The sequence below is a fragment of the Microbulbifer variabilis genome (assembly GCF_020524905.1).
In the GTDB taxonomy this organism is placed as follows: Bacteria; Pseudomonadota; Gammaproteobacteria; order Pseudomonadales; family Cellvibrionaceae; genus Microbulbifer; species Microbulbifer variabilis_A.
On record NZ_JAIVKI010000001.1, the window covers coordinates 575,959 to 594,539 of the forward strand.

Below are 18,581 nucleotides of genomic sequence, written 5' to 3' on the forward strand. Positions count from 1 at the left end.
TTGTTGGCCGTTTTTAATTTTTGTACTAAGAGTAAAGCACTTAGCGTGCCAACTTTAAAAAATCTTTATAAATCAGTAGGTTACAAACTTTACGAAAATTGATGGAACTTTTCTGAGCGCCAATGCGTTACGTAAGGTGCGGCAACTGTTACTTGAGGTAGGTCTGGGGTAACACTTCCCCTTGTTACTGGAGGTGTAACAAGAAGAGCATGGATAGCCGGCATGCTGAACATACCGTTAGGGAAGTAAATTTTTGAATCTTGGTGCCGCAGTGGGTTAACGCGGCCGGAGATAGGGGGCTCAGCCCCCACAATCCCACAATGAGGTGATCAGACTTCGGCAACGGCGCTGCGGCGGGCCTTCTTGCGGGGAATCCCCAGTTTTTGACGTCGTTCCCATAGACATTTACGGCTAACCCCTAGCTTTTTTGCCAGTTCTGTCTCGCTCATGCTGTCCTGGTGTTCGATCACGAAGCGTGCGAAGTAATCCTCTAGAGAAAGGTCCTCGCGGGGATCGGTGTGCAGGCTGCGTGGGCGGGGTTCGCCGATGGCTTCCTCCACGGGGACCAGATCCAGGTCAATATCCAGGGTTCTATGATCGATTTCCCGGCTGTCACGGTCGGTGAGGATTACCGCACGCTGTATGGCGTTCTCCAGCTCACGCACATTACCGGGCCAAGTGTAGGTGGTGACAGCCTGTACGGCTTCAGGGGAGAGACGCAGCAGGGGACGCTCAATTTTGGTGCAGAATTTTTCCAGAAGGTGCTCTGCTAGTGCAAGGACATCGCGGCCGCGTTCGCGCAGTGGGGCCAGGGTCATTTGAACCACGTTGATACGGTAGTAAAGGTCCTCACGAAATTTGCGTTCAGCAGCGAGTTGGCGCAGGTTGCGGTGGGTGGCGGTAACCAGGCGCACATCCACCTTGCGGGACTCAATAGAGCCGATCGGGCGCACTTCACCCTCTTGTATCACACGAAGTAGGCGGGCTTGGGCTTCCAGGGGGAGTTCACCGATTTCATCCAGAAAAAGTGTACCGCCATCAGCGGCGGCAACCAGCCCCTCACGGGCACTCTGGGCGCCGGTAAAGGCGCCTTTTTCATAGCCAAACAGTTCAGATTCGATCAGTGTCTCTGGAATGGCGGCACAGTTGACGGAGATGAGTGGCTTGCCGGCGCGGCGGCTCTCCTCGTGGATAGCCTTGGCCACCAGTTCTTTACCGGTGCCCGTCTCACCGTGTACCAGCACGGTGGCATCTGTGGGGGCCACCTTGTGGATGCGCCTGTAGAGTTCGCGCATAACCTGGCTGTCGCCGATCATCCCGGCGATGGTGCCCGGGTTACCTTTATCCACAGGAGCCAGAGCACGGCTCTGCTCGGCCTTGCCGATGACACGGCGAACGGTGGCGAGCATCTCATCGTGATCGAACGGCTTGGCGATATAGTCCGCAGCGCCCATGCGCATGGAGTCCACCGCGGAGCGCAGGCTGGCGTAGCTGGTCATGATCAATACCGGCACTTCACCGGCGTGTTTGAGCAAGTCGGTGCCGGGCGCACCGGGAAGGCGCAGATCTGAGATTACCAAGTCGACCTCGTTGATTCGGTACTTACTGAGGGCCTCCCGAACTGAGCCTGCTTCACTGACCTTGTATCGGTGCCGCTCTAACAGTTTGCGCAGCGCCGTTCGAATAATGGCTTCATCTTCGACGATCAGGATGTGGCTCATATGTTACGCCTGGTTACAAAATGCTCAATAAACGCCTAGTTTTACCCGGTCGCCGTTTCTATGCAACTCAAAAACGGAGAATCGGGTTATTTTTGCCCAGTTCCCGGCCGGTTTGCCGGCTGGATTCTCAACCTGCAAGGGGCAGCTGCACAGTAAATCTAGCGCCGCGGCCGGTCTCGGGGTTGGCCGGGCTCTCCAGTTCCAGCTGCCCGCCGTGCTCCTCGACAATGCTGTACACCATGGCCAGGCCAAGGCCTGTACCCTCTCCGGGTTCCTTGGTGGTGAAGAAGGGTTCCAGGATGCGCTCGCGGTGTTGGGCTGAGATGCCTGGGCCGTCATCGGTGACAGAAACGCAGGCGCACCCCCTGGCTTCGCGGCCTTCGATGAGGATGAGGCCGCCATCGGGACTGGCGTCACGGGCATTACTGAGCAGGTTGATAAATACTTGAATCAGGCGCTGGTTGTCGCCGGGGGCGATCAGATCTGCGGGCACCGCATTTTCGAAACGCACTTCGGTTTTATCCCGCTGCAGGGACAATAGATGTACGGCTTCCTGCACGCAGGCATAGAGGTCCACGGGCGCACGTTCACTTTCCTGGCTGCCACTGTGGGAGAAATTCACCAGCGAGTGCACTATGCGGCTGATGCGCTGGGTCTGGCTGAGAATCTGGTCGGCGGTTTCCAGTACTTCCGGGTTGTCGCAATCAAACTGGAGGTTCTGTGCCAGGCAGGCGATGCCGGTCACCGGGTTGCCTACTTCGTGGGCGACACCGGCGGCGAGGCGTCCCACCGAGGCCAGGCGTTCGCTATGAATCAGCTCCTGTTCCAGTATCTGGGTCTCGGTGATGTCCTCAAGCAGCAACATCTGTCCATCGCCGCGCTGGTTGCGGGTCCGGCCGCTACGGCTGCGTTTCTGTCGGGTTTTGTGCAGGTTGAGCCAGTGACTGTTGCCATCGAGACTGACCTGCTGCTTGAAGCGGCTGGCATCGGTAGACTCGGCGAACTCCGCCAGCAGACTGCGCCAGGGCTCAGCCAGATATTCCAGTTTGGAGCCGATCACCTCTACAGCGGCAATGCCGGTGAGATCCTGCATGGCGTAATTCCACAGCAGTATCTCGCCATCGCGTCCCAGGGAGCAAGCGGCCATGGGCAGCTCCTCGAGCATTTGCCGATGGTATAGGCGCAGGTTGTTCAACTCTGCGGCGAGCCCGGTGAGCTGGTGTTTGTAACGTCCAAGGCGGGTCTCGATGAGGTGAATATCCTTATTGGCCGGCTGATCGCTGTTCTGGAAGGGAAAGTGGCGATCGATAATCTGGCCGGCCAGCACCCGCCCCAGCAGTCCCGACAGGTTGGATTCGATACGGTTACGCAGTTGGCGCAAGGCGTAGGGACGGCGTTCGTCATCGGGCAGGTTGAGCTGGCTGAGGGCGCGCTTCACCTCGGTGTTGGCAGTGGCCGCTCCCAGGCTCTCCGCCAGGCGCAGGCGAAAGTCTGCTGCGGACTGCACATCGAGACCCAGACGCAGGGCCTGGGCGATGGTGTCGTCACTGCACAGGTCAGCAGCGTATTGTTCCAGGCTGCTCGTCGAGGTGAACAGCGACAGACTGACGAACAGCAGTATGTTGACGCCGAGCGACAGGGTGGTGATCTGGGTCCAGATGGACATTCCCAAAGGGATTTGAAGAGAAGTACCCGGCAGGGTGATGCCGGTAATCTCAAATACCGATGGCAGCAGTAGACCACAACCCCAGATCAGCATCCCCGCTAGAAGCCCACCAATCAGGCCGCGTCGATTGCCCCTTGGCCAGTGAATAACGGCGAAGATACCCGGCAGGAATTGCAGGGAGCCGATAAAGGCCAGCAAGGCCAGGTCCGAGAGGGGTAAACGATTGTCCAGCAGCAGGTAAAAGGCAAAGCCGGCGATAAACAGCGCGGCTATTAATGCGCGGCGCAGCCATACCAGCTGGCGGTACATATTGTCCTCTGAGTGCCAGCGGGTGCCCGGCAGCAGCCAGTGGTTCATGACCATGGTGGACAGTGCCAGGGTCATCATTATCAGTGCGCCGGTGGCGGCGGAGAGACCGCCGATAAAGGCGAGGGTGGTCAACAGTGCCGAACCGCTGGCTCGCGGCACTGCCAGCGAGAAGTACTGCACAGGCTCGGCTACATCCAGGGCGAAACCCGCCCACATAATTGGAAAGATCGGCAGCGCCATCAGCAACAGAAATAGCGGAAATCCCCAGCTGGCGGTGCGCAGGGCCTGGCCGGTGGGCCGCTCGGCAATACTCAAATAAAAGATGTGTGGCATGGCCACGGCGGTGGCGATAAAGACCAGCAGTAGCGTATGCGAGGAGCCCTGCTCAATGGGGGTGTAGAGCAGCTGTTGCATATCGTTGTTTTCCAGCAACCACTGGTCGAGCCCCGAAAAGCCACCGAATACACCGTAAACCGCATAGCCTCCTACCGCGGTCAGCGCCACCAGCTTAACCAGGGATTCCAGTGCCATGGCGCTGGCCAGGCCCTCACCGCGCTCGCGGGTGGCGCCATACATACTGGTAAAAACTGCCAACAATACGCAGTAGAAGAAGGCGATCAGGTTTTTGCTGGAGACACCGCTATCCGGTAGGCCCAGGGCGGCGACACTGTCCCGCGACAACAGTGCCAGGGTCTCCGACACCGCTTGGATCTGCAGAGCCACCAGCGGCAATAGTGCCAGCAGCATAAACAGGGTGGCCAGGGTGCCCACCTGGCGGCTGTGATAGCGAAATACCAAGAGATCAGCGGGGGAGTAAAGCTGGTAGCGTTGGGCCAGGCGAGCCAGGGGTTCCAGCGCCACCGGCGCGAACAGGAACATGGCACCGGTGCCCAGGTAGTAGGCGAGCACTCCGTAACCGTATTGCCAGGCGAGGTCGACAATGCCGTAGAAGGTCCAGGCAGACAGGGAGACCCCTAGCGAGAGTACATACACCAGCGGATGGCGCACCCAGCGCGAGGGCAGCCACCCCTTGGAAGTGGCGAAAGCGACAAAGAACAGGGTGGCAATATAGGCGACCCCGATCAGGGCGATATGGGCTATCTCAAAGCTCATTCGATTTGCGCCTCCACTGGATAAAAACCGCCAGCAGGATCAGAACGAACCAGAGAATAAAGGGCCGATACCAGGCGCCAATGGGATTGATCATCCAGGTAAATATGGTGGGGGAGAACACATAGCCCACCAGCACGAGCAGAATTAGCAGGGTGCGGTTGCTCATAGTTTGTTATGTAAATCCGCGTGGAGGGTGAAAAAATAAATGGCTGGCCGAGTGCCGGCTGGCGCAAAAATGTTAATTGCCACCAACGATCAGTGCAATTGTCGGTCGCGTTTATCGACCTGATGGCGCTGCCAGCGCGCTGCAGCCCACTTGAGAATATGTTCCGGTGCCTCTTGCTCCAGGCCATCCGCAATATGGAAGCCGAGAAAATCCAATGCGGTGCAAAGGTTGCTGGCGGCTTTGCTGTCGTCAATTGCCGGTGCATGATTTTGTTTGCTGAGTTTTTGCATCCCCCCCGGCCCCATGACCAATGGCAGGTGGCCAAAGATCGGCGCTTCGCTGCCGAGTAGGTGAAAGAGGCGGATTTGAGCGGCGGTGGTGTCGAGTAGGTCGGCACCGCGCACGATATGGGTGATGCCCTGGGCAATATCATCGACCACTACGGCCAATTGATAGGCATAGAGGCCATCGCGGCGCTTGAGGATGGTGTCTTCGTGTACTGACTGGATTTTTGTTCCGCGCCAGATATCCTCGAAGCGTTCCTCTCCACCTGCGCAGTTCAGGCGAAGCGCGCAGGCCCCATCGTTTTTATCCTCTGCATCCCTAGTGCGGCAAACCAAGTTATTGTGACCACCGTTTTGGCGGATCTGGCTACGTGAACAGTAGCAGGCGTACAAGAGTTCTCGCTGGCGCAATTGAGAGAGGATTTCTTCGTAGTGTGCGTGGCGTTTGCTCTGCCATTCAACCGCGCCGTGCCAGTGCAACCCATGAGATTCCAGGGTTTTCAGGATGCGAGCGGCTGCGCCGGGTTCCTCGCGAGGGGGGTCTAAGTCCTCCATACGCACGAGCCAATGTCCACCGTGAGCGAGGGCGTCCAGATAGCTGCCGAGTGCGCACACCAGCGAGCCGAAATGCAGGGGACCGCTCGGCGAGGGAGCGAAGCGACCGGTATAGGGAGTTTTACTATTCAAGGTGGTAGAGGCGGTCCCGTCGACCGCCCTGTCCAGCTGGGCGATCTGGGGTGATCGCCGCAATGCAAAGGGAAAAAATCAGCCGGAAAGCTGTTTTTCCTTGATCTCAGCCAGGGTTTTGCAGTCCACGCACAGGGTTGCAGTGGGGCGCGCTTCAAGGCGGCGGATACCAATATCAACCCCACAAGCTTCACAGAAACCGTAGTCATCCTGGTCAATCAGTTCCAGGGTGGCGTCGATTTTCTTAATCAGCTTGCGCTCGCGGTCGCGGGTGCGCAATTCAAGACTGAACTCCTCTTCCTGACTCGCGCGATCGGCGGGATCGGGAAAATTTGCGGCCTCGTCTTTCATATGGGAAACGGTGCGGTCCACTTCCGCCATTAGTTCGGCCTTCCAGGCCAACAGCAAGTTGCGGAAATGCTCCTGCTGCTTCTCATTCATGTACTCTTCGCCCTTAGTCTCCTTGTAGGGCTCAAAGCCGTGCAGAGAATCGGTGCTCGCAGCAGTTTTGGGCATAGTCGTTGCCTCTCTTTCTTTACGGACCCCCGATAATGGGGGCGATACCACCAAATTCAATCTAGCCTAGACCGTAATCTTTTTGGGTGATGTTTTTTTCACCTATTAAAGCAGTTGCGGTGACAGGCTAATCCTTGCCTCGGTTACCGAGACCCCCGGCGACCGAGAGCGAGGAAGCTATCAAATCTGCGCGATTCGCGCCACAAATAGTTGTCTGCTATTTTGTGGCGCCAAAATGTACAAGAGTGCCAGCCAGTGAAGTTTTCCCCACAGCTACAAAAGGCCACCCTGCTGCGCCGATACAAGCGTTTCCTTGCCGATGTGGAGACGGTGGATGGCGAGATGTTTACCATTCACTGCCCAAATACCGGCTCTATGAAAAACTGTTGGGTTGAAGGGGGCGCCTGCTGGTACTCGGACTCGGGTAATCCCAAGCGCAAGTACCGCCACACGCTGGAAATCTGCACAACTCCAGATGGTGCTCTGGCCGGGGTCAATACCGGGCGTGCCAATGCCCTAGTAGAAGAGGCGATCCACTCCGGTGTGGTCAGTGAACTGCAAGGGTATGAATCTCTGCGCCGTGAAGTGCGTTACGGCGACGAAAACAGCCGTATCGATTTTCTATTGTCCGGTGATGCTGGCGACTGCTATGTGGAGGTCAAGAATGTCACTTTGGCAGATGGAGCGCGCGGTTATTTTCCCGATGCGGTGAGCTCCCGCGGTGCTAAGCACCTGCGCGAGTTGCAGAAGCTGGCTGAATGTGGCGTGCGCGCGGTGCTTTTTTACTGTGTGCAGCACAGCGGCATTGAGAGCGTGGAGGCGGCCAGAGAAATTGACCGGGCTTATGCAGATGCACTTGATAGTGCTTTATCTGCCGGTGTGCAGGTGCTTGCTTACAAAGCACAGATGAGCGCCGCTGAAATCGTGCTCAGTGAGGCTTTGCCATTTCGCTGAGAGAAGTTAATTTTATTGGCTGGGCGGAATTCTCCCAGCCAATAAATTTTATTCCGGCAGTAGGGCATAAAGACCGTCTTGAGCGTATTCCACTGGCACAGGCGTGAGAGAATCCCCGGTGCAGGGACCGGCAATACATTCGCCGGTTTCGATGGTGAACAGCGCTCCGTGGGATGCACATTGGATCAATGCGCCATCGGGATCGAGAAACTGGTCTTCCTGCCAGTCGAGATTGATACCGCGATGGGGGCAGGTGTTTTTATAGGCGAATACCTCGCCCCCTTTCATTACCGCAAACACATTGTCGGTGCCGGCGGCGGTATCGCCGAGGGCAAAGCCTTTAGATTGTCCTTCCGTTAACTCATCGTAACGACACAGGAAGTATTTCTGCATAACTGGTCGGCCTTAGGCGCAATTATTTATTGGTTAATAAGGCGCGCCCTCCCAGATATGTTGATTTGGGGAGAAACGCGCTGAATTCTGCCCCTGCTTATTGGGGAGCGGCGAGTGTAATAGAGGTGTAGCGGATTGTCCCGTCGCGCATTATCCCCAAGGTAATCTGGTCCCCGGCGCGGTACTTCTCCAGTGCATTGAGCAGGTCGTCGTAGCTGCGAACGGGCTGTTGCTCAATTTCCACGATAACGTCCCCCAACTGCCAGCCTCCCTGGCGTGTGCGGTAGATGCCCTGTAGTCCGGCTTTTTCCGCCGGCAGGCCTGGTGCTGTGCGTAGCACCGCAACGCCTTCAAATCCGTAGCGGCTACTCCACTGGTCCGGCGCGGATTCAATACCGAGAATTGGCCGAACCAGGCGGCCGTAGCTGATGAGCTGCGGCACTATTTTCTTTACCGTATCCACAGGTATGGCAAAGCCGATACCCACACTGGCGCCGCTGGGGCTATAGATGGCTGTATTTACTCCGATCAAGCGGCCGAGGGAATCCAGCAGAGGGCCGCCGGAATTTCCTGGGTTAATAGCGGCGTCGGTTTGAATCACATTGCGGATGGTGCGATTGTTAGCGGCCTCGATTTCTCGTCCCAATGCGCTGACCACCCCGGTGGTCAGGGTGGTATCTAGGCCAAAAGGGTTGCCGATGGCGAGTACCTTGCGCCCCACTGACAGATTGCTTGAAGTACCTGCTACCAAGGGTTTGAGTGATTCTTTCGGCGCCTCGATTTTCAAAACGGCCAGATCTTTTTCCGGTGCCGAACCCACCAGAGTGGCGGGCCATTCGCTGCGGTCCTGCAGGGTAATGGTGACTTGGCGCGCGCCTTCAATAACATGGAAATTGGTGACTATGTGTCCCTGCTCATCCCAGATGAATCCACTACCGGCGCCTTTGGGGACTGCGTGCAGGCGTAGGGTTCTACTATCGCGAACCAGAGTTTCATTGATGACATACACCACAGATGGACTGGCAAAATTAAACACCTGCATGGTGTTGCGCTCGTCATCTGTGGCGAATTCAGGAACCTGTGCGTACAGGGGAGCCGTGAACAAGAACAAAAGGGCGGACAGAATAATGGGCAGAGTTTTAAACGGTGTCATGGGTTGCCGTCTTCGCTTTATCACTGTACTGGAAAGTTTACTGTGCTTGTTGTGAGGGAGTGAAGATGGGGGCGCGGCAATGAATTAAAACCCGCCCCAGAAAAGGGTTAACAGCAATCCGGGATTTATTTGCGGAAATTTTGCAGGGCGAGGATGCGATCATCCAAGGGCGGATGGGTGGCCAACAGAGCCCCCATATTGCCGAATATACCGAAGGCTTTCATGTTGCCCGGCAGGGGCTCTTCGTGGCCCCGTTCGGACTCCACCTTGAGCCGTTGCAATGCGGCGATCATAGAATTGGGGCTGGCCAGGGTGGCGCCGGCATGATCCGCACGGTATTCCCGGCGGCGGCTAAACCAGGCGACGATAAACATGGCAAAGAAGCCAAAGACGATATCCATCACGATAGAAGTAATGTAATAGCCGATACCCAGGCCCTGTTCATTGCGCAGTATCACCCGGTCGACAAAGAAGCCGACCAGCCGAGCGAAGAACATCACAAAGGTGTTTACCACTCCCTGGATCAGAGCCAGGGTCACCATATCTCCGTTGGCCACGTGTCCAATCTCGTGGCCGATGACCGCGCGTGCCTCTTCGCGGCTGAAGCGCTGCAATAGCCCAGCGCTCACAGAAACCAGGGCATTGTTGCGATTCCAGCCGGTGGCGAAAGCATTGGCCTGGGGCATGGGGAAAATACCCACATCTGGCATGCCGATATTGGCCTTGCGTGATAGCTCTCGCACCGTTTCTACCAACCACTGCTCATCGGCACTGCGCGGCTCGGTGATAACCTGGGTGCGGGTGCTCATTCGGGCGATGGTCTTGGAGAGAAATAGGGAGATAAAAGAACCGCCAAAACCAAATAAAGCGCAAAGGAGCAGCAATGCGCCCAGATTCAGGTCGACACCATTGGCCTGGAGGATGCCGCCAATGCCAAAAATATTGAAAATAATGCCGACTAAAACCAATACTGCCAGGTTAGTCAGCAGGAATAGCCCAATGCGCAACATCGGCTCTCTCCGTCTCTTTGCCCTTAGACAAGTTTAGATAGGGTGTGGTGGTTTGTGTGACAAAATTTAGTGTTACTGCCGGGTCGAAACTAAAGAGTGTCTTGTTAAGGCGATACGCCGGGAACAGTTCCCTTTGAGCGCTTAATGGGTACTCATACCGCAAGCTTCCTACAGCCCGGTAAGCGGTGTATTCCCCCTGTCTTTTAGTGGCAGGTCTTAATCAGAATTCTGTGTGGCTAACAGGCGATCGGCTTCAGTGACCAGCTGCTGCTTGAGATCCGGGTCCAGGTCGTTCCAGTGGACGTCTAGGAGGGCACCTTGAAGTGCATAGAGCATGACACGCGAGGCGTTGATGCCGCGGTTGCGAATACTGATAAAGGCTTCAACGGGGCCGATGCGGTGGAGATCTTCGTAGGTGCGAATACCAATGGAGTGAAGGATATTGACGGAGGCGAGCCCCAAATTTTTCAGCTTGAGTAGTTCTGATTGACTTGGGTGCATTCAGTTTTCCCTGCAAGGTTTTCCGTCCGGTGGCTGCGATCAATCCTCGATCGCGGGACTGAACTTAACATAAATTAACAAACTGCCAACAAAGATTACCGCCGCGGGCTTTAAGACAGCGCCTATTACTTTTTCTAGCAAATTTCGGCGGCCTTACTTATTCCTCTACGCTCTTTGGTAGAGTAATAGCCGGGTGTTTACTCACTTTAGCCCGCCCTACAAGAATCGCCTGCCGATAGGAGTCAAATGTTATCCACACCGCTAAAGAGCATGCTCTTCGGGCTCACCGATTATCACGTTATTCTCGATCCTCCCTCTGGGCAGTTGCTGCACCCCGAGGCCCTGGTTGCTTTTCAACGCCTGCGGCGCGATGCGCGCGATGCCGGCTTTGACCCCAAGGTTGTCTCTGGCTTTCGCAGTTTTGAGCGCCAGCGCACCATCTGGAATGGCAAAGCCCAGGGGCAGCGCCCGGTGCTTAACAACGAGGGCGAAGCGCTTGAAATCTCCGGGCTGCCGCAGGAGGAGCTGGTGCTGGCCATACTCCGTTGGTCGGCCTTACCCGGTGCCTCGCGCCATCATTGGGGTACCGATTTCGATATTATCGATGCCGCTGCTGTAGCAGAGGATTACCAAGTACAGCTAACCCCACAGGAAGTGGCTGATGATGGGGTTTTCGGTGCCTTTCACCAGTGGCTGGACCAGCGCATAGCTGCGGGGCAGAGTTACGGCCTGTTTCGCCCCTATGCCGAGGACCGCGGTGGCGTGGCGCCGGAACGCTGGCACTTGAGTTATGCACCGCGAGCCCTGGAGCTACAGCATCTGTTGACGCTCGAGCGCCTGGAAGCGCAGTTGCGCTCTAGTGACCTGGCGCTGTGCGACACGATTTGCAATCAACTGGAGCACATCTATACGCGCTTTGTGTGGATTCCAGATCACTGTTATCCGGCAGAAATGCCGCTCTGAGGAAGATCTGTGCCACCGGATTCTGCAGTGGTTTCCCGCGGTGGGTGGCGCTTGAAAGCCCCTAATATTCCTGCGAAGCTGCGCGAGCTCAGGGGCTCGGATTGGATTCAAGCAGATTAGATACAATAGGAAAGCGATGGGAAGGAAAGCGCTGGGAATATGAGTAAGAACGGTGAGGAACAGATTATCGACAGCCAAACTGAGCCCAGAGATGTGTGGAGTGCTATGCGCGCAGAGGCTGCCGCAGCCGCCAGGGATGAGCCGATTCTGGCGAGTTATTTCCACAATACCGTGCTGCGCCACAAGTCGCCTGAGCACGCGATTGCCGACCAGTTAGCCTCGGTCCTCGATCACAATGCGCTCACTTCCACCGCCTTGCAGGAAGTGATCGCCTCCGCCCTTCAAGGAGATGAAAGTATATCCCGCAGTATGCTGGCGGATATCTGTGCCTGGTACGACCGGGATCCCGCCTGCGACCAGTACCTCACTCCCTTTCTCTACTTCAAGGGATTTCACGCTTTGCAGTCGCACCGTATCGCCCATTGGCTGTGGAATCAGGGCCGCACTACCCTGGCACTGTATTTCCAGAGCCGCGTGTCGGAGCAGTTCGCTGTGGATATCCACCCTGCGGCCAAGTTTGGCAGCGGTATTATGATTGACCACGCCACGGGTTTGGTAGTGGGGGAGACCTCGGTGGTGGGCGACAATGTTTCCATTTTGCATTCGGTGACTTTGGGCGGCAGCGGTCGCGGTTCAGGGGATCGCCACCCGAAAATTGGACACGGCGTGATGATTGGCGCCGGAGCCAAGATATTGGGGCCTGTGCGGGTGGGTGAGGATGTGAAGATTGCTGCGGGTAGCCTGGTTCTGCAGGATGTGCCCGACCACACCACGGTGGCCGGTGTCCCCGCGCGTCAGGTTGGTGGCCGGATAGAGAAGGCGCCCGCCTTTACCATGGACCAGACCCTGGATTCTGAAGAATAAAGCTGTGGTCGCAAGTATTAACTAACCAGCATTACACATAGGGATTGAGTGATGACCCAAGCCAGCTATAGCCTGATTTTTCGCGGCGACCTGATTGCCGGCTTTACCGCCGGTGATGTGAAGGCCAATTTGGCGCGTTTGTTTAAGAGCAGCCCCCAGGCAGTGGAAAAACTGTTTTGTGGTCGGCCTTTAGTACTTCGCAAGGGACTTAGCCGCGCCCAGGCGGAGCAATTTCAAGCCACCCTGGCCAAGGTTGGCGCTCAGGCGGCCCTTAAGAATGAGGGCGGTTCTGATATCGCCAAGCAGGCGCCTGAATCCAAGACTGCTGAACCAACGCAGGCACCCCAATCAGAAGGGCTTCGTGTTCCCAACTGGACGCTCGCGCCTATGGAGGGCAACCTGGTGAAAGACCATGAGCGCAGGGAGGTGGCAGAAGTGCAGGTGTCCACTGAACATATCAGTCTGCGTGCGGCGGAGGGGTTGTTACTGGATGAGAGCGAGCGGGCCGAGCCAGCCGCTGTACCGGTCAGTATTCCCCAGTGGGATCTCAATTAGATTGCCTGCAGTTCGGTTGTTGGGAACCTCCAGACATAAAAAAACCGGCAGATAGCCGGTTTTTTTATGTCTGTCAGCCTGGAAACTACAAAGTAGGGCCTGGCTTTAAAGAAGTGGCGATTAGCCTTCTTCTTTCAGGTAGCGCTCACGGGAAGCCAGTACTTCTTTGCGCGCTTCTTCAGCGTCGGCCCAGCCTTCCACTTTCACCCACTTGCCGGCTTCCAGAGCCTTGTAGTTTTCGAAGTAGTGTTCGATCTGCTTGATCAGCAGCTCGGGCAGGTCGCCGATTTCCTGAACGTGATCGTACAGCTTGGTCAATTTGGTGTGGGGTACGGCCAGCAACTTGGCATCAACACCGGATTCGTCGGTCATTTTCAGCACGCCGATCACACGGGAACGGATCACGGAGCCAATCATTACCGGGTAAGGCGCTACTACCAGTACGTCCAGGGGGTCGCCGTCTTCGGACAGAGTCTGGGGTACATAGCCGTAGTTGGCCGGGTAGAACATGGGAGTGGCAACGAAGCGATCCACGAATACGGCGTCTGAGTCCTTGTCCACCTCGTACTTGATGGGGTCGGAGTTGGCAGGGATCTCGATGATTACGTTGATATCGCTGGGCAGGTCTTTACCTGCGGGGATCTTGTCGAAGCTCATTGCTGTTCCTGAACTGGGTAAAACGAAAAATTTGGAGCGCGGATTATATATGCAGTTCGGCATGGCTGAAAGTCACGCCCTTAAAGGGGATATGGGGCGTCAAGGCTCGGCTGGCGGGTCTATCCTGTAGGTCATTGATAACAACAATGGGGCAGGGACGGCCATGATCAAAGCGCGGGAGGTAAAAACCGTTCAGGAGGCTCGTGCCATCGTTGAAGGGCGTGGCCTCAGTCATGTCAAAGTGGGCCTGTTTGATTTGGATGGGGTCATGCGCGGCAAATATATGAGCCGTGAAAAATTCTTCTCTTCCCTGGAGCAGGGATTTTCGTTTTGCGATGTGGTGCTGGGTTGGGATGTCAAAGACCAGCTCTACGATAACGCCCGCTATACCGGCTGGCACACTGGTTACCCGGATGCGCCGGTACGCATTTTGCCGCACAGTTGCCGCGATATTCCCTTTGAAGACAATATGCTGCTGTTTCTGGCGGAGTTTGATCAGCGGGCCCAGGTAGTCTGTCCGCGCGCGGCTCTACAAAGGGTGGTAGACCGCTGTCGGGCCATTGGATTCGAGCCCTTTGCGGCTCTGGAATATGAGTTCTTTTTATTTGATGAAACACCCGAGTCCGTGCGGGAAAAGGGTTTTCGCAACCTGAAGCCCTTCACGCCGGACTGGTTTGGTTACTCAATGCTGCGCAATTCGGTCCATGCCGAACTCTACCGTGAAATTCTCGATATGAGTGAGTGCATGGACTTCCCTCTAGAGGGACTTCATACCGAAACCGGCCCCGGTGTTCTCGAAGCGGCCATTGCCGTGGATAACGCTGAAGCTGCAGGGGACAAAGCCGCACTGTTTAAAACTTTTATGAAGGTACTGGCGCAGCGTATGGGCCTGATGGCCACCTTTATGTCGCGTTGGTCCAGTGATTACCCGGGACAGAGTGGCCATATTCATTTATCGCTACGAGATCTGGATAGTGGGGATGCCGCTTTCTTTGATGGCTCCCAGCCCCAGGGGATAAGTGAAATTATGCGCCATTTTATTGCCGGCCAGCAACGCCTGATGCCGGAATTTCTGGCGCTGTTTGCCCCTACTGTCAATAGTTATCGCCGTCTGGTACCCGGCTTCTGGGCGCCCACTGGTGCAAACTGGGGCGTGGAAAATCGTACCACGGCGCTGCGCGCTATTCCCGGCAGTGAAAAATCACAGCGGGTGGAATACCGCTTGGGAGCTGCCGACGCCAATCCCTACCTGGCGCTGGCCGCGGCCCTGGGCTCCGGCCTTTACGGGATAATGCAACAGTGGCAACCCAGTGCGCCAATTGAAGGTAATGCCTATGCCCTGGCACAAGAAGCACAGCAGGAGTTACCTACCACTTTGTGGGATGCAACCCAGCGTCTAAAAAATTCCGAGACCGCCCACGAATTATTCGGTAGTGAATTTATTGAGCACTTCGCCGCCAGCCGCGAGTGGGAGGAGCGCGAGTATCGCCGCCATGTCACCGATTGGGAATTAGACAGGTATTTCGAAATTATTTGAATGGCATTCTAAACGTGCGCTTCAGTGGTTTTTTACATTGAAGGGAAATCAATGCCGGTTATGCCGGCGATAACGGATAGTTAAAATGCACCACCTGCGCTGTATTTCCCCTGTTGATAACAGTGTGTATCTAGAGCGAGCCTTGGCTGGCGAGGCTGAAATTCGTGTAGCCCTGGATAGGTCGGCGTCTTCGCAAAGGGCCTGGCGCTTGACCCCTATGTTAGAGCGTATCGCCATAGTCCATCGTGCGGTGGAATTTTTTACTGAGCGAAAGCATCGATTGGCAGAGGAAATCTGCTGGATGATGGGCAGGCCCATTCGCTATGCGCCGGGAGAAATAGATGGATTTGCTGAGCGTGCCACAGCCATGGCGAACTTGGCGGAAGAGGCCCTAGAAGATATCCATTTGCCAATCAAGCCGGGGTTTTCCCGTTTTATACGCCGAGAGCCGCTGGGGACTTCCCTGGTGATCGCCCCCTGGAACTACCCCTATTTAACTGCGGTTAATGCGGTGGTGCCATCCTTGCTGGCAGGCAATGCGGTTATATTAAAACACTCTGCTCAAACGCCTATATGTGCGGAGCGTATGGTGGAGGCTTTTAGGGAGGCGGGCCTGCCTTACGGAGTTTTTCAGTTTCTACATCTCAATCATTCAAACACACAACGATTAGCCTGTGCTGATGAAATTCAACATATCGCTTTTACTGGTTCTGTGGATGCCGGGGCCAATATAGAACGCACTATCGCCGGCCGATTTATCCAGCTTGGGCTGGAATTGGGCGGCAAGGACCCCGCTTTTGTGCGGGAAGATGCAGACCTTGAACAGGCGGTGGAAGCAGTTGTGGATGGAGCCTTTTTTAATTCCGGTCAGTCCTGCTGTGGTATTGAGCGCGCCTATGTGCATGAAAATCTGTTTGATGAATTTGTTGAGCGTGCCGCTACATTAGTGGGTGATTTTAAGTTGGGGCGGCCCGATGATCCTCAAACAACTCTGGGTCCGTTGGTCAATGCGGAGGCTGCCGACAAAGTGCGTGCTCAAATTGACGAAGCGCTGGCACAAGGCGCCCAGCCCCATCTTCAGAGTAATAAATTTTCCATGGACAAACGCGGCACTCAGTATATGGCACCGCAATTACTTACCGGTGTGCGCCACAAAATGCGGCTAATGCGCGAGGAGTCTTTTGGCCCGGTTTTGGGGGTGCAAAAAGTCCATGACGATGGTGAGGCTCTAGAATTGATGAATAACAGCCGCTTTGGCCTTACCGCAGCCATATTTTCACGAGATGAAGAAACTGCCCTGGCAATTGGAGATCACTTGCGAGTGGGCACCGTTTTCCTCAATCGCTGCGACTACCTAGACCCGGAGTTGGCCTGGACCGGAGTCAAACAGTCTGGCAGGGGATGTACCTTGTCCAGGATTGGATTTGAGCAGCTAACCAGGCCCAAATCATTTCACTTTAAAATTAGGGGTTAGCAAACCAGTAAAGAGGGAAAGTTTGTGAGGTGGATTACTTGTTGTATTTATGGATTGTTTTTAATTTATCCTCTGGCATCAAGCGCGGAACCTTACCTTTATGAAAATGTTACTTTAGATATCCCTGATGGCTGGTCAAAATACAAAGATCCTTACAATAATGATGTAGGGGTTGGTTTTCATCAGGAGCACACGGGTAACCTGATGGCCTTCATTCTCAGAAAAGGAATATTGAGTAGTGGAGGTGATCCCAGCGCATTTTTAAAAACCCATCCGGTGGAACATCCAGTTTCCTCGATCCAGGTTGGCAAATATTCAGGCTACTTTGTCACTTTTTCATCGGAAGGAAAGTGTTTGGCAAATTGGTTTTTGGGGGATGGGCATGATCTGCTAATTGCGCATTTTCAAGGTAACTGTAATTCGGCAGATTTCACACCAGTGATTAAGGTGATTGAATCTATCGAGCCTGTTGAGGGTGTAGTCGATTAATGATGCTTCTGCTGATTTTATAGGTCCAATTACTAAAATGAAAATCGTGCTTTCTTCAGCTGGAGTTTGGCCTATGGATAATAGCGCCGAGCTTTTACAGGTTAGAGAGGTAGATAGCAGTGAGGTTATGAACAGACAGTTTTTTTAACCTTATCCGATCGGCAAAATACATAAAGTCTGTGGATAACTAGAAATTTTAAATGTTTAAATGGTAAAGGCTGGGAGGCTAATGTGGATAAATACCGGGTAAACTGGAATTTCCCTACCAATATTTGGGTTGGTCCCGGCCGGGTATCAGATATTGCCAAAGCCTGCTCTGATCTCAATATGCAGCACCCCTTACTGGTAACCGATCCCGATATTGCAGGCATGCCATTGCTTCAACGCGCATTAGAGCCTTGTAAGGAATATGGCTTGGAGGTAGAGATTTTCTCCTCAATCAAGGGCAACCCCAACGGTGAGAATATTGATTGTGGAGTCGAGCTATTACGAGAAAAAAAATGTGATGGTGTAATCGCTTTCGGTGGTGGTTCAGCCTTGGATGCTGGCAAGGCGATCGCTTTAATGGCCGGGCAACGTCGTCCCATTTGGGATTTTGAAGATATTGGCGATAACTATAAACGGGTGGACTCCGACGGCATGGTCCCGGTAATTGCCGTGCCTACTACCGCAGGCACCGGCTCGGAAGTAGGGCGGGTGGCGGTAATAACCGATGAGCAGGCGAAGCTGAAACGCCTGATTTTTCACCCCAAACTATTGCCGGATATCGTCATATTGGATGCAGAGCTGACTCTGGGGCTACCACCCCAGATTACTGCGGCCACTGGCATGGATGCACTCTCGCATAACCTGGAAGCTTATTATTCCCCCATTTACCACCCCATGGCTGAGGGCATTGCATTGCAGGGGATGCGTCTGATTAAAAACTATTTACCCCGTGCTTACATGATTGGCACTGAGTTGAAATCCCGCCAACAGATGCTGGTGGCCTCCTGTATGGGGGCCACCGCATTTCAGCGTGGTTTGGGAGCCATTCATGCTCTGGCACATCCGCTTGGTGCCCTCTATGACAAGCACCACGGTTTACTCAACGCCATATTGATGCCCTATGTGCTCGTAGCCAACCGGCCCGCTATAGAGATTCCTATGGGGCAGTTGGCGCTCTCACTGCAATTAACAGGCAAAGACAGGTTCGAAAGTGGTTTTGACGCGGTGCTGAATTGGATAATTGGTCTGCGTCAGCAATTGAGTATCCCAAATACCTTAATGGAAATCGGCATTAGTACCGATGATGCCGATAAGATCGGTTGTATGGCCGCGGAAGACCCCTCCGCAAGTAGCAACCCTATTTCTTTCAATGCCCTGGAATATCGCGATATTTTCCTACGTGCCTGCCGGGGCAATATTGCACTGTAAGAAATTCCATCTAAGGACCGACAGAAGAAAGCC

General features: G+C 54.9%; 18 protein-coding genes. 8 read left to right on the plus strand and 10 right to left on the minus strand.

The genetic code is table 11. From position 1 onward, the window contains the following. Nucleotides 1-329 precede the first annotated feature (329 nt). From LC073_RS02400 to dksA, 5 genes are all read right to left on the minus strand, one after another. Complete coding sequence (locus tag LC073_RS02400; RefSeq protein WP_226643004.1) at nt 330-1,721, minus strand: sigma-54-dependent transcriptional regulator; 1,392 nt, start codon at nt 1,719-1,721, stop codon at nt 330-332. Nucleotides 1,722-1,848: 127 nt separating this feature from the next. After that, a complete protein-coding gene (locus LC073_RS02405) occupies nt 1,849-4,809 on the minus strand; it encodes an ATP-binding protein (protein ID WP_226643006.1) in 2,961 nt (986 codons plus the stop codon). Beyond that, the gene (locus tag LC073_RS02410) at nt 4,799-4,975 is read right to left on the minus strand and encodes a hypothetical protein (RefSeq protein WP_226643008.1); all 177 of its coding nucleotides are present in this window, start codon (nt 4,973-4,975) and stop codon (nt 4,799-4,801) included. The genes LC073_RS02405 and LC073_RS02410 overlap by 11 nt, the downstream gene beginning before the upstream one ends. 89 nt (nt 4,976-5,064) lie before the next feature. After that, nucleotides 5,065-5,946, minus strand: coding sequence for a tRNA glutamyl-Q(34) synthetase GluQRS (gluQRS, locus tag LC073_RS02415; RefSeq protein ID WP_226643009.1), 882 nt, complete (start codon nt 5,944-5,946; stop codon nt 5,065-5,067). 78 nt (nt 5,947-6,024) lie between these two features. After that, nucleotides 6,025-6,462 carry an RNA polymerase-binding protein DksA gene (gene dksA, locus LC073_RS02420; RefSeq protein ID WP_152454721.1) on the minus strand — a complete coding sequence of 146 codons (438 nt, stop codon included), beginning with the start codon at nt 6,460-6,462 and terminating at the stop codon, nt 6,025-6,027. A gap of 255 nt (nt 6,463-6,717) precedes the next feature. On the opposite strand from dksA, the gene sfsA reads away from it, so the two are divergent. Continuing rightward, on the plus strand, nt 6,718-7,416 hold the full coding sequence (gene sfsA, locus LC073_RS02425; RefSeq protein WP_226643011.1) for a DNA/RNA nuclease SfsA: 699 nt from the start codon (nt 6,718-6,720) through the stop codon (nt 7,414-7,416). A gap of 48 nt (nt 7,417-7,464) precedes the next feature. Here sfsA and LC073_RS02430 read toward each other — a convergent pair whose 3' ends face one another. From LC073_RS02430 to LC073_RS02445, 4 genes are all read right to left on the minus strand, one after another. Further along, nucleotides 7,465-7,809 (minus strand): Rieske (2Fe-2S) protein, encoded by a 345-nt coding sequence (locus LC073_RS02430; RefSeq protein WP_226643013.1) that lies wholly within the window; start codon nt 7,807-7,809, stop codon nt 7,465-7,467. A 97-nt stretch (nt 7,810-7,906) separates the two neighbouring features. Beyond that, nucleotides 7,907-8,962: a S1C family serine protease gene (locus tag LC073_RS02435; protein ID WP_226643015.1), complete on the minus strand. Its 1,056-nt coding sequence runs from the start codon at nt 8,960-8,962 to the stop codon at nt 7,907-7,909. Between the two features lie 125 nt (nt 8,963-9,087). Further along, nucleotides 9,088-9,972, minus strand: coding sequence for a protease HtpX (gene htpX / locus LC073_RS02440; RefSeq protein WP_226643017.1), 885 nt, complete (start codon nt 9,970-9,972; stop codon nt 9,088-9,090). A gap of 216 nt (nt 9,973-10,188) precedes the next feature. Continuing rightward, nucleotides 10,189-10,473, minus strand: a complete 285-nt coding sequence (locus LC073_RS02445; protein ID WP_152454716.1) for a TfoX/Sxy family protein — start codon at nt 10,471-10,473, stop codon at nt 10,189-10,191. Between the two features lie 246 nt (nt 10,474-10,719). On the opposite strand from LC073_RS02445, the gene LC073_RS02450 reads away from it, so the two are divergent. From LC073_RS02450 to LC073_RS02460, 3 genes are all read left to right on the plus strand, one after another. Beyond that, a complete protein-coding gene (locus LC073_RS02450) occupies nt 10,720-11,436 on the plus strand; it encodes a M15 family metallopeptidase (RefSeq protein ID WP_226643019.1) in 717 nt (238 codons plus the stop codon). A gap of 159 nt (nt 11,437-11,595) precedes the next feature. Next, a complete protein-coding gene (gene cysE / locus LC073_RS02455) occupies nt 11,596-12,420 on the plus strand; it encodes a serine O-acetyltransferase (RefSeq protein ID WP_226643021.1) in 825 nt (274 codons plus the stop codon). Between the two features lie 51 nt (nt 12,421-12,471). Further along, nucleotides 12,472-12,975 carry a hypothetical protein gene (locus LC073_RS02460; RefSeq protein WP_226643023.1) on the plus strand — a complete coding sequence of 168 codons (504 nt, stop codon included), beginning with the start codon at nt 12,472-12,474 and terminating at the stop codon, nt 12,973-12,975. Nucleotides 12,976-13,095: 120 nt separating this feature from the next. On the opposite strand, the gene ppa is transcribed toward LC073_RS02460, so the two are convergent. Continuing rightward, nucleotides 13,096-13,632, minus strand: a complete 537-nt coding sequence (gene ppa / locus LC073_RS02465) for an inorganic diphosphatase (RefSeq protein ID WP_226643025.1) — start codon at nt 13,630-13,632, stop codon at nt 13,096-13,098. Between the two features lie 163 nt (nt 13,633-13,795). On the opposite strand from ppa, the gene LC073_RS02470 reads away from it, so the two are divergent. The 4 genes from LC073_RS02470 (at nt 13,796) to LC073_RS02485 (ending at nt 18,548) form a co-directional block, all read left to right on the plus strand. Then, on the plus strand, nt 13,796-15,169 hold the full coding sequence (locus tag LC073_RS02470) for a glutamine synthetase family protein (RefSeq protein ID WP_226643027.1): 1,374 nt from the start codon (nt 13,796-13,798) through the stop codon (nt 15,167-15,169). Nucleotides 15,170-15,254: 85 nt separating this feature from the next. Further along, nucleotides 15,255-16,643, plus strand: a complete 1,389-nt coding sequence (locus tag LC073_RS02475; protein WP_226643029.1) for an aldehyde dehydrogenase family protein — start codon at nt 15,255-15,257, stop codon at nt 16,641-16,643. Between the two features lie 24 nt (nt 16,644-16,667). Continuing rightward, entirely contained in the window at nt 16,668-17,132 is a 465-nt protein-coding gene (locus LC073_RS02480; RefSeq protein ID WP_226643031.1) for a hypothetical protein, read from the plus strand. A 231-nt stretch (nt 17,133-17,363) separates the two neighbouring features. Beyond that, a complete protein-coding gene (locus LC073_RS02485) occupies nt 17,364-18,548 on the plus strand; it encodes an iron-containing alcohol dehydrogenase (protein ID WP_226643033.1) in 1,185 nt (394 codons plus the stop codon). Nucleotides 18,549-18,581: the final 33 nt, after the last annotated feature.